The organism is Xanthobacter autotrophicus, from assembly GCF_029991245.1.
Classification (GTDB): Bacteria; Pseudomonadota; Alphaproteobacteria; order Rhizobiales; family Xanthobacteraceae; genus Xanthobacter; species Xanthobacter autotrophicus_C.
In genome coordinates this window covers 1-13,781 of sequence record NZ_JAIVFO010000016.1, presented here as the reverse complement: position 1 = coordinate 13,781, position 13,781 = coordinate 1, and the positions used below count along the sequence as shown (strand labels likewise).

Here is a 13,781-nt window from a genome sequence, read left to right as displayed (position 1 = left end):
GCGACGATCTGCGCCGCCCGGCGTCCGCCTTCCCGCCCCGCCGACTGTCGCCGCGTCGGATCCTGCCCGAACCGGCTGGTTGCGGATCGCCCGCTTGAGCGCGCGATTCGCGCCATTGGGCTCCGTTTGCCCGGTCCATCGCCCGCGCGTTTCAACACGGGGAACGCCTTATCCGCTCAGCTGGCGGCGCAGAGTGATCGGCGCCTGCTCCGGGGTGTCCTGCCTGCTGCTCGCCGTCAGCGGACCGGCCCTTGGCGCAACCGCGCCGCTGCCGCCGAAGAAGCCGTCGGGGCTCACCGTGGCGGTGCCGGCGCCCACCGCCGTGCGGCGTCCGCCCCTGCGCGCGGCGCCGCTGCCGCCGGCGCGCCCGGCCGAGCTGGATGCCGAGGAGGACGCGCAGGAACCGGCCCCTGCGCCCCGGCTCGCTGCCCGGACGCCCGGTCCGCAGGAGGGCGCTGACCTGGAACAGGGGGGTGCGCCCGGCGCGGTCCCGTTGCCGCCCGCCCGACCGGATGCGCCCGCTCCGGCCGGAGAGGGCGCATCCGGTCCGGAAGCGGCGCCTTCGGGCGCTGCCCGGGAGATGCCGGCGGCGTGCGCGGCCCTGATCGAGGACGGCACCCTGGTCGCGACCCTGGATGCGCCCATGGCTGCCGGGGGCAGTTGCGGTCTCGCCCAGCCGGTGCGCCTGTCCGCCGTGCGCCTGCTGGACGGTCGCCTCGTCGCCTTCAAGCCGGCGGCCGTGACCCGGTGCGAGCTGGCCGTCGCCGTCGCCGGCTGGCTGCGCGAGGACCTGGCCCCGGCCGTTGCCGCGCTGGGGTCGCCGGTGACGGCGGTCACGGTGGCGGCGTCCTACGACTGCCGCCCGCGCAATCGCGTGTCCGGCGCGCGCATGAGCGAACACGGTCTTGGCAATGCCCTGGACGTGGGCGGCTTTGAGCTTGCCGACGCCCGTGTCGTGAAGGTGGAGAAAGGGGGCCTGCCGCAGCGCCTGCGCGCCGCCATGAAGGAGAGCGCCTGCCGCCGCTTCACCACCGTGCTCGGCCCCGGATCGGACGGCTATCACGAGGACCATATCCATGTGGACCTCGCCCAGCGCCGGCTCGGCTTCCGGCTGTGCCAATGGAACCTGGATGCGGGCACGGTGGTGGCCAGGAAGGACAAGCCGAGACCGAAGACTGCCGCGCCGGCCCCGGCTTCTTCCGGCGGTTCCGACACGGACGGCCCGGCGCCGGAGGCCGAAACCGACGGTTCCGACGTGAAAGCGGACGGGAAATGAGCCCGTTGCCGCGACCGCCGGCAAGCCTGTCCACCGGACGGCGGTGGCCAGCTGGGGCGAAGCCCGGGGCTGATCTACCCCTGCGCCGGACTGCTGCCGGCTGAAGGCCAGAGCACGCGCCGATGGGCTTGCAACGCAAGCTGATCGGATCACGCGCTATCCCTCTCTGGTTGAGAGGGCGATCGGGCTTGGGATGCCCGCCACGGGCAGCTTCCCGGAGCCAGGGGCATCCGCGCGGCGCCGGAGCGTGAGCCTCTCGGCATCGCTCGAAGGCCGGGCCGCTGGTTTCAGAGGCCAGAAACGCAAAAGGGCGCTGATGAACCGCGCCCTTGTCAAACCATAGGGCGCGGATGAACCGCGCCCCTTGTCAAACCATCCCTGTCAACCGGTCACGGCGATCAGAGCACCACCACTTCCGAGCCCGTCGGCACGCGGTTGTAGAGGTCGATCACGTCCTCGTTCAGCATGCGGATGCAGCCGGAAGAGATGGCCTGCCCGATATATTCGGGCTGGTTGGTGCCATGGATGCGGAACAGCGTGTCCTGGTTGCCCTGGTACAGGTACAGCGCGCGGGCCCCCATGGGATTGTGCGGGCCGGGACCCACATAGGAGGGGAGGCCGGCGATGCGCTGGTGAATTTCCGGCGTGGGGGTCCAGCTCGGCCATTCCGCCTTGCGGCCCACTTTCGCCTGACCGCGGAAAGCGAGGCTTTCCTCACCCACGGTCACGCCGTACCGGATCGCCTTACCGCCGCCTTCGACATAGTAAAGGAACTTGTTCGGCGTATCGATAACTATGGTGCCGGGCTTCTTGTTCGTCGGATACTCGACGATATGCCGGGCGAAATCACCGCTCGGCTTCACATTGGGATAAGGCTTGTTCGCGAGAAGCTGCTTGTCCCGCGCCGTCATCGCCGCTTCAGGTGCCGGTGCATAGGTTCCCGACACGCAGCCGCTGAGCATCAAACCCGCCAGCAGTGCTCCGACCAGCCGCCAATTCATGTTCGCCTCATTCTACTCTGCCTTGCCGCGCAAGGAGGAATCGATCCCGCTCTGATTGAATTAACCCAATGTCCGCCATGCTTGAAGAGTTCTGCGCGCGCCCTCGCCCGCTTATGCGAAAGCGTTGCAGAAATGCCGCACAGCCTGCCGTTTCGTCACCGGGCTTTGGAGTTTCTCAAGGAATTGGGCGCGTACTCCTCGTATGACCTCGGAGAAGTCGCATCGGTTGCACAGTTTTGACGCAGTCGAACGCCATTTCTCAAAGGGTCACGCGAAGGTGCCGCAACGTCAAAAGTCGCACCGTACAGGAGTAGGACATGTCTACCGCACAGCCGTCGCAGGGGCTCAGCACCCGGGTGGAATCGGATCTGAAGCGTATGGCGCAGAACCAGCAGTGGCGGGAAATCGGGATTTCGGCCGTCGCCGCGGCTGCCCAGCAGGCGAGCGAGAAGCGCGTCGCCGAGGTCAAGGGCGGTGGTGAGCCGAACCGCGTGGTGACCCTCAGGGACATCGACTTTCTCGCGGCCTGAGGGCGCGTGATCGCCGAGGTGGCCGGCGCGGGGGCCGGGCCACGGCGGCATTTCCTTCGGTGTCCTGCCGGGGCTACAACAGCCGGGCAATCCGGGGACATGCCGCATGCTCGTTGCTTATGTGTTCAGCGATGGGGGCCTGAATGGCATCCCCGTCGCCGAAGGGCCGATACCGGCCGAGACGGTCTGGCTCGACCTGATCTCGCCGACCGAAGCCGACGATATCCTGGCTGAAGCCTTCGCCGGCATTTCCGTGCCCACGCGCGAGGAGATGGGCGAGATCGAGCAGTCGAGCCGCCTCTATATAGAAGGTGACGCGCGATACATGACGGCCTCGCTCCTGTGCGGGGCCGACACGCCGACGCCGGTCATGCTGGAAGTCAGCTTCATCGTGACCAAGGGCCGCCTGATCACGGTGCGCTACGGCGAGCCCCGTGCCTTTCCCTCGGTTGCCGGGCGCCTGGCCAAGGCCTGCCCCTCCGCCATCTCCGGCGAGACCGTCCTCATCGACCTGCTTGAAGCGATCGTGGACCGCGCCGCCGACGTGCTGGAGCAGATCGGCGCCGACGTGGAACGCATCTCCAAGCACATCTTCGAGCGCGACCAGAGCCGTGAAAACGCCAACAAGCGCTATCGCGCCATCCTGTCCCATGTGGGCCGCAAGGAGGGCCTGGTCTCCTACGCCCGGGAGAGTCTGGCCTCGCTGCAGCGCCTTTTGTCCTTCCTCGGCACGGAGACCGAAGGGGTCGCGGTGAGCAAGGATGCCAAGGCTTCGGTCAAGTCCATGAGCCGGGACGTCTCGGGCCTTTCCGACTATGCGGCCTTCATGGGCGACAAGCTGCAGTTCCTGCTCGACGCCACCATCGGCCTTGTCAGTCTTGAGCAGAACAACATCATCAAGATCTTCGCCGTGCTCTCGGTGGTGCTGATGCCGCCGACGCTGATCGCCTCCATCTACGGCATGAACTTCCACAACATGCCGGAGCTGGACTTTACCTACGGCTATCCGCTGGCGCTCGGCGCCATGGTGGTGTCGGGCATCCTGCCCTATGTCTTCTTCAAGTGGCGCCGCTGGCTGTGAGCCCAAATCCGCGCAGCGCTTTGGGACCAAGCCCGCGCAGCGCTTTGGGGGCAAGCCCGCGCGGCGCCTGAGCGAAGGTACCCAAGATCCCGCGCGCCGGCCTCACACATGCTGGCCGCCGTTGATGTGGATCTCCGCCCCGTTGAGGTAGGACGAGGTATCCGTGCACAGCACGTAGATGATCTTCGCCACCTCGTCGGGCGTGCCGAGCCGCTGCATGGGGATCTGCTCGACGATCTTGTCGGTGCCCGGCGAGAGGATGGCGGTGTCGATCTCCCCCGGCGCGATGGAGTTGACGCGGATGCCGCGCCGCCCGAAGTCGGAGGCCATCTCCCGCGTCAGCGAGGCCAGCGCCGCCTTGGAGGTGGCATAGGCCGCCCCCGCGAAGGGATGCACCCGCGAGCCGGCGATGGAGGTGACGTTCACCACCGAGCCCTGCGCCTTCTCCAGCTGTGCCGAAAGCCCCCGCGCCAGCATGATGGGGGCGAAGAAATTCACCTGGAACACGTCCACCCAGGTTTCAAGGTCGGTGTTCAGGGTGCCGAGCCTTGAGCCGCCCTCGCCCTTGGGCGAGATGGCGGCATTGTTGACGAGGGCGTCGAGCCGGCCGTCCGGCAGGCGGCGTTGCACCTCGGCGATGGCGTCCTTGGTGCTGGCGGGGCTGGAAAGGTCCACCTGGATGTGGTCCTCCGGCCCCGCGCCCCACGGGCATTGTTCCGGAAACGCGTGGCGCGAGCAGGAGATGACGCGCCAGCCGGCGGCGGAGAAGCGCTTCACCGTGGCGTGGCCGATGCCGCGCGAGGCCCCGGTGAGGAGCATGATGCGGGGCGGGGCTTCGGGTTCGGCGGTCATGACAAGGGTCCCGGGCCGGCGTTCAGGGCTGAAGCATGTCGGCCCGACATGCAGCACCCTCGCGCCGCAACGTCAAGGAAAGGGTGCCACGGACCGGGATGCCTCAGGGGAACAGCCGCGTCCTGGACCAGTCCGCGCCTTCCCCCTCGCGGCGGAACACCACCCGGTCGTGCAGCCGGAAGGGGCGGTCGTGCCAGAATTCGAGGGCCACCGGCAGCACGCGGAAGCCGGTCCAGTGCGGCGGGCGCGGCACGGTGCCGAGGGCGTATCTCGCGGTCGCCGCCGCCACCGCCGCCTCCAGCGCGAAGCGGCCCTCCAGCGGACGCGACTGGCTGGAGGCCCAGGCGCCGATCTGCGACAGGCGGGGGCGGGTGGCGAAATAGGCGTCGGCCTCCTCGGAACTCACCTGTTCCACCGGCCCGCGCACCCGCACCTGCCGGCGCAGGGATTTCCAGTGGAACACCAGCGCGGCCTTGGGGGTCTGCGCAAGTTCTCGGCCCTTGGCGCTCTCGGTATTGGTGAAGAAGACGAAGCCGCGGGCGTCGAGCCCCTTCAGCAGCACCATGCGGGCATCCGGCAGGCCGTCGGGATCGACGGTGGCCAGCGTCATGGCGTTGGGATCGTTCGGCTCGCTCTTCTCGGCCTCGGCGAGCCATTCGGCAAACAGCCGGAACGGTTCGGAGACTTCCGTAAAATCACCGGATGTTAAGGGGTTGTGGGCTTCCATGCCGGTGCTCGAAGTCATGTGGGAGCCCCTTGTGCCTCGCCTCTCGCGCGCCGTCCCCATGGCCGGCTGCCGTTCCTTATATAGAAGCGCGATCCGTCGGCGCGAAGCGCTCTGTCGCATGGCGGCCGCGGGGCTCGTCGCCGCGGGCCTCGGCGGCTGTTCCACCGTCAACGTGTCGCCGGATGACGCCATCGTCACCGGCTCCATCCGGGCCACGCCGGCCTCCCTCCCGGTGCCGGACGGCCACGCCCCCACCGGGGTTTCGGCCAGCGACTGGGTGCAGGCCAAGATCGCCCTCGATCAGGCTTTGGCCGCGCGCCAGAAGGACGTTTCCATCCCCTGGGACAATCCCGAGACGGGCTCCCGCGGCACGGCGACGCCGGTCGGGCCGGTGCGCGCCGGCGGCTGCCGGGACTTCATGATCTCGCTGGTGGATGGCAAGGCGGCCGACCGCTGGATCCAGGGGGAGGTCTGCAAGGCCCGCGCGGGCACCGTCCTGTCGCAGGTCCGGGTGCTCGGGCAGGCTTGAGGCAAGGCGAGGTGCGAAAAAAGCGCCGGTTGCCAGCGCGGCCGTTGCATTTTCCGCGTCGCAAACCACATCCTGAGGTGCGGCTGGCCGCCTGAGTGCCGGCCGGCGAGGTGATTGACCCATGCGTGATCCTTACGACGTCCTCGGCGTCTCCAAGACCGCCGACGAGGCCGAGATCAAGCGCGCCTATCGCAAGCTTGCGAAGAAGCTGCATCCCGACGCCAACGCGTCCGACCCCAAGGCCCAGGACCGCTTTGCGGAGCTGAATACCGCGCACGAAATCCTTGAGGACAAGGAGAAGCGCGGCCAGTACGACCGCGGCGAGATCGACGCCGAGGGCAAGCCGAAGGCCCCCGAATTCACCGGCTTTCGCGGCGGCGGCCCCCGGCGCGGTCCCGGCGGCTTTTCCGGCTATGACGGCGACACGATTTTCGAGAGCTTCTCCTTCGGTCCCGAGGGGGCGCGCCGCTCGTCCGGGCGCGGCGGCGGGGGCGGCGGCTTCGAGGACATCGGCGACATTTTCGGCTTCGGCCGCCAGCGCCGCTCCGCCGGCGGCGGCTTTGCGCCCCAGCCCGGCGCGGACATGGAAATAACGCTCCCGGTCTCCTTCGAGGAGGCGGCCGAGGGGGCGTCCAAGCGCGTCGGCCTGCCCAATGGCAAGCAGATCGACATCAAGATCGCCGCCGGCACCCGCGAGGGGCACCGCATGCGCCTGAAAGGGCAGGGCGAGCCCAGCGCCATGGGCGGCCCGGCGGGCGATGCCTATGTCACCATCTCCTACGCCCCCCATCCGATCTTCGAGCGGGAGGGCGACGACCTGCGCCAGACTCTGGACGTGGAACTCGCCGATGCGGTGCTGGGGGCCAAGGTTCGCGTGCCCACCCTCAAGGGGGCGGTGGAGCTTGCCATTCCGGCCTGGACCTCCGGCGGGCGCACCTTCCGCCTGCGCGGCAAGGGCCTGCCCACGGCGAGCGGGGGGCACGGCGACCTTCTGGTGCGGACCAACCTCGTCCTGCCCAAGGCGAAGGACGAGGAGCTGGAAGCGCTCATGAAGAAGCTGCGCGAGCAGGCGGACTAATCGCGGCGGCCGGTGGAGCATCGGCCGTCGATCCAGCCGGCGCGAGCCGGGGCGATCTCCTTTCGGCATTCGGTCGAGCACTCGCGCCGCGCCCTACCGCGTTTAGGGGATGGCCGGCCAGTCCGGGCGGGCGCATCATCTGTGGGTTGCAACCTGGGCTCTTCAGGAGGCGATCCATGGCAAAGCCCATCTTGGACGACCAGCTCGCCGCCGAATATGCGGCGCTGTTCGCGTCCCTCGTCATCCGGCCCGAGCGGCGCGACGAGGTCCAGCGTGTCGCCGAGCGCGTCCTGCGCCCCGCCAACCGCAAGCAGTATGAGACGGTGGAGGCGCAGACCTCCGTGCCCTGGTTCGTGGTGGCGATCATCCACAATCTGGAGGCCGACATGGCCTTCTCGGCACACCTGCACAATGGCGATCCGCTGACGGCGCGCACGGTCCAGGTGCCGGCCGGTCTGCCGAAGAAGCCCCCCGCCAGCGGCGGGGCGTACAGCTGGGTGGAAAGCGCCACCGATGCCCTGGCCCATGACGGGCTCGACCGATGGACCAAGTGGACCGTCCCCGGCATCGCCTATGCGCTGGAGCGGTACAACGGCTTCGGCTACCGCACCCGCTTTCCGTTCGTCAAAAGCCCCTACCTCTGGGGCTTCAGCAACGTCTATACCCGCGGCAAGTTCATCCGCGACGGCCTGTTCTCGCCCGATGCGGTGAGCCAGCAATGCGGCGGCATGACCTTGCTGTCGGCCCTCATGGACACGGCAGAGGTGGCCGAGCGCCTCGGATTCCAGGCGCCGCCGGACAGCGACGAGGTGGCCAAGCCCACGCCGTTCCTTCCCGCCGACGGCAGCGTGCTGGAGTTTCCGGACAATCCGCCCCGCTTCCCGGGCAAGTATCTGATGGAGAATGCCGGCGACAAGGCTTCCGTCAGCCGCCTGCAGAAGCGCCTCGCCGAGATGGGGGCCTCGCCGGGAGCGCCCACCGGCGTCTTCGACACTCCCACCAAATACGCGATCCAGCTGTTCCAGGCGCGCTCCGTGGACCTCGACGGCGCGCCGCTGGAGATCGACGGCATCGTCGGCCCCATGACCTGGGGCGCGCTGTTCGGTCCCCTGTCCATCGAGAGCGAATGGGTGAAGCCGCGCATCTCCATCAAGAAGGCGGAGCGCACCCTCGCTACGGCGGTCCTCGATGTGGCGGCGGACCAGATCGGCGTCAGGGAGATTCCGCCCAACAGCAATTGCGGGCGCGAGGTGGAGGCCTTCCTCGGCAGCGTCGGCCTGGGCCGGGGCAATCCTTGGTGCATGTCGTTCGTCTACTGGTGTTTCGCGCAGGCGGCGGGGGACCTGGGCGTGGCCAACCGGGTGCCGCGCAGCGGCCATGTGCGCACCGCGTGGAAGGAGACCTGCGCCCGCACGTCCGGCGTGCGCGTGGTGACGGCGCGGGAGGCGCAGGTCGATCCCTCGCTGGTGACGCCGGGGATGGTCTTTTTCCTCGGCCTGTCCGGCAGCACCGGCCATGCCGGCATCGTCGCCGACAACATCAACGGCAAGCTCGTGACCATCGAGGGCAACACCAACCAGGATGGGGTGCGGGACGGCGGCGGCGTGTTCCGCCGCGTCGGCCGCAAGGTGACCGATCCGGTGGTGCTCGGCTTCGCCGCCTTCGGCTGAGGGCGGCGCGCCCGGACTTGCGCGGAGGGACAAAAGCCATGGCGGATGAAGGCGTTTCATCGGCCGCTGCCATGGCAGGGTGCTTGGCTCACCCCTTTGGCCGACTTTCCACGGGCGCCGGCGCCCTCTAAAGTCCGCGCCCGAAAAAGGACAAGGAAGCGCCCCCATGTTTCTCGAGCTGCAGAACCTCTATTTCGAAGACCTCACCCTTGGCCGCATCGAGCGCATGTCCAAGACGGTGTCGTCCTCGGACATCGTCGGTTTCGCCGAGCTGACCGGCGACCGCAACCCCATCCACCTCTCCCAGCATTTCGCCGCGAAGACCCCGTTCGGCGGCCGCATCGCCCACGGCCTCTATACCGCGAGCCTGATTTCCGCCGTGCTCGGCACCCGCCTGCCGGGGCCCGGCGCCATCTACATCTCCCAGACCCTCAATTTCCGTGCCCCGGTGCGCATCGACGACACCGTGGACGTGGAGGTGAAGGTGGTGGAACTGATCCCCGAGCGGTATCGCGCGCGGCTGTCGTGCGTTTGCAGCGTGAAGGGCGAGGTGGTGCTCGACGGCGAGGCGCTGGTGAAGGTGCCGTCCTCCGGCGTGCAGAAGGTTGCGTCCGCCTGAGGTGTCGGCCACGCTGCCCTTCCAGCGTTTCAGGAGGGCGGCATGTTCGAATCGGCCACGTTTGAGCATCGGCTGGACAAGGCCGCCTTCAAGGCGCTGGAGCCCAGCCTGCGCGAAGACCTCCTCAACGCCCAGTTCGCGCTCATCGAGGCGAAGCGGCGCAGCCTGATCGTGCTCATCCACGGTCCCGACGGCGCCGGCAAGGGCGCCGTCCTGAACCGGCTCTACAGCTGGCTCGACGTGCGCAAGGTGCAGACGCTCACCTTCGAGATGCCCTGCGCCGAGGAAGACCGGCCGCCCATGTGGAAATACTGGCGCGAGTTGCCGGCGTTCGGCCAGATCGGTGTCATGCTCGGCTCCTGGTACCACGCGCCGCTGTGCAAGCGGGCGCTGGGCACCATGGGGCGGGCCGATTTTATGGCCTCCCTCGACGAGATCGAACGCTTCGAGAGCATGCTCCACGCCGAGGGCGTGAGTGTCCTGAAGATCTGGCTCTATCTCGACGCCGAGGAGGCGCGCAGCCGCCTCAAGGCTCTCACCAAGGGCGATTATCAGCGCCCCGTGGTGCGTGAATGGGCCGAGATCGAGGGCGCCGACGCCCGCAAGCGGCTGCATCGGGCGTCCGAGGACGCTGCCCGCGCCACCTCCACGGACATCGCGCCGTGGCATGTGGTGCCGGCCGCCGACACCGAATATTGCGACGCCATGGTCGGCAGCCTGCTGCTGGAGAAGCTGCGCGCCATGGCGGCGGAGCCGGAACCGGCGCCCCTGCCCCTGCCGCCGAACCCCATGCATGTGCCGGGCCTGTTGCCCGCCTTCTCCATCCTCTCCACCCTCAATATGTCGCGCAGCCTGCCGGAGGCGGAGTATGACCGCGACCTGGCGCAGGCCCAGAGCCGCATCACCCGCCTCACCAACGCGCCGGCCTTCGCCCGCTCCGGGCTGGTGATCGCGTTCGAGGGTTCGGACGCGGCCGGCAAGAGTTCCACCATCATGCGCCTGCGCCGGGCGCTGGACCCGCGGCGCTTCCGGGTCCATCCCATCGCCGCGCCCACCGACGAGGAGCGGGCGCGGCCCTATCTGTGGCGGTTCTGGCGGCACATTCCCACCCACGGGCGCACCGCGATCTTCGACCGCTCCTGGTACGGCCGGGTGCTGGTGGAGCGCGTCGAGGGCCTGTGCGGGCCGGACGACTGGGGCCGGGCCTATGGGGAGATCAACGATTTCGAGGCCCAGATCACCCGCGCCGGCTATGTGGTGGTGAAGTTCTGGCTGGCCATCAGCCAGGACGAGCAGGCCCGCCGCTTCGAGGAACGCGAAAAGATCGCCTACAAGCGCTTCAAGCTGACCCCCGAAGACTGGCGCAATCGCGAGAAATGGCCGCTCTACGAGGCGGCGGTGACGGAAATGGTGGACCGCACCTCCACCCGCGAGGCGCCATGGACGCTGGTGGAGGCGGAGGACAAGCACTTTGCCCGCGTGAAGGTGCTGAAAACCGTCGCCGACCGGCTGGAGGCGGCGCTGGGCTGAAGCGTGTCGGCGGGCGCTTCAGGCGGGTGTGCGCCAGACCTCGCCGGGATGGAACGGCAGGAAGCGCTCCGGCGCGATGCCGGCCGTGTGCAGCGCCTCGGCGAGGGCGTGCTTCGGCGCGTCCTGTGCCTCGTCGGTGAGGCGGAAGGTGCCCCAGTGGATGCCGAGGCCCTGCTCGGCGCCGGTGTCCTCCAGGATGCGCACGGCCTCGTCCGGATTGGTGTGCTGGGGCGCCATGAACCAGCGCGGCTCGTAGGCGCCGATGGGGATGAGCGCGAGGCGCGGCGGCCCGAAGGCGTGGCGCACCGCGCGGAAGATCGCGCCGGTGCCATAGCCCGTATCGCCGGCGAAATAGATCACGCCCTCCGGCGTTGCCAGCACGAACCCGCCCCACAGGGCGAAGCGGCGATCCTTCAGGCTGCGCGCCGACCAGTGGTTGGCGGGGTGGATGACTGCGGCCACGTCCGCGCTCAATGCGAAGCGGTCGCCCCAGTCGCCGGTGGCCACGGTGAGGTCCGGCAGCTTGCGGCGAATGACGACATCGTTGCCGAGGGGCGCAACGAGGCGCGGGCGGTGCGCCCGCCACAGCCGGTCGAGGGTGGGCAGGTCGAGATGGTCGTAGTGGTTGTGGCTGAGCAGGACCACATGGATCCGCGGCAGCGCGTCGAACGGGATGCCTGGCGGGTTGAACCGCTTCGGCCCGAGGAAGGGCAGGGGGCTGGCGCGCTCCGACCACACCGGATCGGTGAGGATGTTGAGGCCTGCCACCTGAATCAGCACGCTCGCATGACCCACCATGCTCACCCGGATGCCGGACGTGACCTCTGCCGGCGGCGTGTCGGTGGCTGTGGGCAGGGCCGGCACGGCGGGCCACGGCCGGCGTGCCGTGCGCATCTTGCGCCAGCGCATGAGGTCGCGCGCGGACTTGTCGGTGGAGGGGTGATCCGGGTTGAAGAAGCGCGTCCCGTCGAAATGGTCCGAGGGCGCGCCCTGATGGTAGGGGCGGGGCATGGGGTGGTTATACCAGCGTGCGCCGGCAAGGTCCTGTGCCGTCCGCCGCTGTCCCGCCCGGCGCCGATCCTGCGGCCGCCGGTTGCCTGCCGCACTGGCAGGTTCGCAGATGGCAGGTTCGCAGATGGCAGGTTCGCAGATGTCAGGTTCGCATTGGCTGGGGCGCCTGGATTCGAACCAGGGAATGGGGGAATCAAAATCCCCTGCCTTACCACTTGGCTACGCCCCAACGCGGCGGCGGACCATATAGCCGCGCCATGCGCTTCTGTCCAACGCCGTTGCCGCGGCTCCGGCCGCGATGCCGCTGTTCCGCCGCGCTCGGCGTGCTACATCCTTGAGGTGAAGCCGATTCCGACTTCACGTCGAACAGGCTGCGCCTCCCGGTGCAGCACGTCTGGAGGCCGCGCAATGTCCTTGCGCATCGCGTTCTTCTGCGTTGCCCTTGCCGCAACGGTTCCCGCCACATCCGCCGCCCTGGCCCAGGCTACGGCAACGCCCCCGACCCAGACCGCCCCTGCGGCCAACGCTCCGGCGCCCAAGCCGGCGACGGCCGCGCCTGCGGCCACGAAGCCGGCGGCGGCGCCCAACACTGCAGCTCCCAACACTGCAGCTCCCAGCACGGCGGCCCCCAAGCCGGCAGCCGCCAAGCCGGCCACCCCCGGCCAGGCCGCAGCGCACCAGCGGCAGACGGCCTGCGGGGCCGAGTGGCGCGCCGCAAAAGAGGCCGGGAAGGTGCCCGCCGGCCAGAAGTGGCCCCAGTTCTGGAGCGCCTGCAACAAGCGCCTGAAGGCCCAGGGCAAGTAGCCGGAAAGCGATTGGCCCGGAACGCGCGGCCCAGCGACCTCAGGCGCCCTGCTGCCGGGCGCCGCCCTCAGCTTCCGGTGAAGCGCGGCGCGCGCTTCTCCGCGAAGGCGAGGCGGCCTTCGCGATAATCGGCGCTGGCATTGGCGGCACCGGTGGCGCGGCGGGCCTCGCCCAGCAGCGCCACCGCTCCCGTCTCGGCGGCGCGGATGGCGAGCTTGGCGGCCTTCAATGTCAGCGGCGCATTTTCCGCGATGCGCTGGAGCGTGCGCTCGGCGGTGGCTTCCGCCTCGGCGGCGGGAATGAGCACGTCCACGGCGCCGATGGCATGCGCACGCGCCGCCGTCAGCCGCTCGGCGGTGAAGAACAGGTGCCGGGCGCCCTGGCTGCCGAACACCCGCAGCGCCCGCGCCATGCCGCGCGGATCGTACCCAAGGCCCAGGCGGGCGGCGGGAATGGCGAAGAAGGCGTCGTCCGCCGCGATCCGCATGTCGCAGCTCGACGCCAGCGCCGCGCCGGCGCCCACGCATGCGCCCTTGATCAGCGCGATGGTGGGACAGGCGAGGCTCTCGATGGCGGAGCAGGCCTGCTCCACTAGGTCGTCATAGCTCTGCGCGCCGGACGCATCGGAGCGGGCGGTGTCGAAATCCGAGATGTCGGCGCCGCCTGAAAAGGCGAGGTCGCCTTCGCCGCGCAGCACGGCAACCCGGATGTCGCTGCGGTGGGCAGCGTCCTGCGCAAACGCGATCAGGGCCCGCCACATGGTGCTGGAAATGGCGTTGCGCCGCTCCGGATTGGTCAGCACAAGGCGGGCGATGCCGCCCTCGACGGAAATGGCGATGCTGCCAGCCACGCGTCCCTCCCCCAGGCTCATTCGAAGCCGTCTTGCCCTGCACGGCCCGCGGCCGGCGACAGAGGCCCGGCCGGCCCTGCCCTGTCGTGTCTAAGCGGAACGGCAGCAGGAGGGAAGTTGCCGCATGCATCGATCGGCCCGGACCGGGAGCGACTTTCGGCGCAGGAGGTCCGGTGGCGTGGTGGCAGGAGGCACTGTGGCAGGAGGCGTGGTGGTTGACGCC

The 13,781-nt window shown here is 69.2% G+C and carries 14 protein-coding genes and 1 tRNA gene; 9 read left to right on the top strand and 6 right to left on the bottom strand.

What is annotated here, in order from left to right; all coding sequences use genetic code 11:
- The first annotated feature begins 193 nt into the window (after window positions 1–193).
- The gene (locus tag K9U41_RS04975) at window positions 194–1,276 is read left to right on the top strand and encodes an extensin family protein (protein ID WP_282639754.1); all 1,083 of its coding nucleotides are present in this window, start codon (window positions 194–196) and stop codon (window positions 1,274–1,276) included.
- Window positions 1,277–1,674: 398 nt separating this feature from the next.
- Here the strand turns inward: K9U41_RS04975 and K9U41_RS04970 are convergent, their stop codons facing one another.
- The gene (locus K9U41_RS04970) at window positions 1,675–2,277 is read right to left on the bottom strand and encodes a L,D-transpeptidase (protein ID WP_282639753.1); all 603 of its coding nucleotides are present in this window, start codon (window positions 2,275–2,277) and stop codon (window positions 1,675–1,677) included.
- 317 nt (window positions 2,278–2,594) lie between these two features.
- Between K9U41_RS04970 and K9U41_RS04965 the strand changes: the two genes are divergently transcribed.
- Together K9U41_RS04965 and K9U41_RS04960 are read left to right on the top strand one after the other, a co-directional pair.
- Entirely contained in the window at window positions 2,595–2,807 is a 213-nt protein-coding gene (locus K9U41_RS04965; protein WP_282639752.1) for a hypothetical protein, read from the top strand.
- A gap of 106 nt (window positions 2,808–2,913) precedes the next feature.
- Window positions 2,914–3,888 (top strand): magnesium transporter CorA family protein, encoded by a 975-nt coding sequence (locus K9U41_RS04960; RefSeq protein ID WP_282639751.1) that lies wholly within the window; start codon window positions 2,914–2,916, stop codon window positions 3,886–3,888.
- A gap of 102 nt (window positions 3,889–3,990) precedes the next feature.
- On the opposite strand, the gene K9U41_RS04955 is transcribed toward K9U41_RS04960, so the two are convergent.
- Both K9U41_RS04955 and pdxH read right to left on the bottom strand, forming a co-directional pair.
- The gene (locus tag K9U41_RS04955) at window positions 3,991–4,740 is read right to left on the bottom strand and encodes an SDR family NAD(P)-dependent oxidoreductase (RefSeq protein ID WP_282639750.1); all 750 of its coding nucleotides are present in this window, start codon (window positions 4,738–4,740) and stop codon (window positions 3,991–3,993) included.
- Window positions 4,741–4,843: 103 nt separating this feature from the next.
- Window positions 4,844–5,485, bottom strand: a complete 642-nt coding sequence (pdxH, locus tag K9U41_RS04950) for a pyridoxamine 5'-phosphate oxidase (RefSeq protein WP_282639749.1) — start codon at window positions 5,483–5,485, stop codon at window positions 4,844–4,846.
- A gap of 100 nt (window positions 5,486–5,585) precedes the next feature.
- Here pdxH and K9U41_RS04945 point away from each other — a divergent pair, with 100 nt between their 5' ends.
- The 5 genes from K9U41_RS04945 to pap all read left to right on the top strand — a co-directional run bounded on the left by K9U41_RS04945 (window position 5,586) and on the right by pap (window position 10,893).
- Window positions 5,586–5,996 (top strand): RT0821/Lpp0805 family surface protein, encoded by a 411-nt coding sequence (locus K9U41_RS04945; RefSeq protein WP_282639748.1) that lies wholly within the window; start codon window positions 5,586–5,588, stop codon window positions 5,994–5,996.
- Between the two features lie 121 nt (window positions 5,997–6,117).
- On the top strand, window positions 6,118–7,074 hold the full coding sequence (locus K9U41_RS04940) for a J domain-containing protein (RefSeq protein ID WP_282639747.1): 957 nt from the start codon (window positions 6,118–6,120) through the stop codon (window positions 7,072–7,074).
- 176 nt (window positions 7,075–7,250) lie between these two features.
- A complete protein-coding gene (locus tag K9U41_RS04935) occupies window positions 7,251–8,744 on the top strand; it encodes a peptidoglycan-binding protein (protein WP_282639746.1) in 1,494 nt (497 codons plus the stop codon).
- Window positions 8,745–8,910: 166 nt separating this feature from the next.
- On the top strand, window positions 8,911–9,363 hold the full coding sequence (locus K9U41_RS04930; protein ID WP_282639745.1) for a MaoC family dehydratase: 453 nt from the start codon (window positions 8,911–8,913) through the stop codon (window positions 9,361–9,363).
- 42 nt (window positions 9,364–9,405) lie between these two features.
- The gene (pap, locus tag K9U41_RS04925; protein ID WP_282639744.1) at window positions 9,406–10,893 is read left to right on the top strand and encodes a polyphosphate:AMP phosphotransferase; all 1,488 of its coding nucleotides are present in this window, start codon (window positions 9,406–9,408) and stop codon (window positions 10,891–10,893) included.
- Between the two features lie 18 nt (window positions 10,894–10,911).
- Here the strand turns inward: pap and K9U41_RS04920 are convergent, their stop codons facing one another.
- Complete coding sequence (locus K9U41_RS04920) at window positions 10,912–11,904, bottom strand: MBL fold metallo-hydrolase (protein ID WP_282639743.1); 993 nt, start codon at window positions 11,902–11,904, stop codon at window positions 10,912–10,914.
- Between the two features lie 154 nt (window positions 11,905–12,058).
- Window positions 12,059–12,133 (bottom strand) — tRNA-Gln (locus K9U41_RS04915).
- A 179-nt stretch (window positions 12,134–12,312) separates the two neighbouring features.
- Here K9U41_RS04915 and K9U41_RS04910 point away from each other — a divergent pair.
- Window positions 12,313–12,708, top strand: a complete 396-nt coding sequence (locus K9U41_RS04910; protein WP_282639742.1) for a hypothetical protein — start codon at window positions 12,313–12,315, stop codon at window positions 12,706–12,708.
- Window positions 12,709–12,775: 67 nt separating this feature from the next.
- Here the strand turns inward: K9U41_RS04910 and K9U41_RS04905 are convergent, their stop codons facing one another.
- On the bottom strand, window positions 12,776–13,558 hold the full coding sequence (locus tag K9U41_RS04905) for an enoyl-CoA hydratase-related protein (protein WP_282639741.1): 783 nt from the start codon (window positions 13,556–13,558) through the stop codon (window positions 12,776–12,778).
- Between the last annotated feature and the right edge of the window lie 223 nt (window positions 13,559–13,781).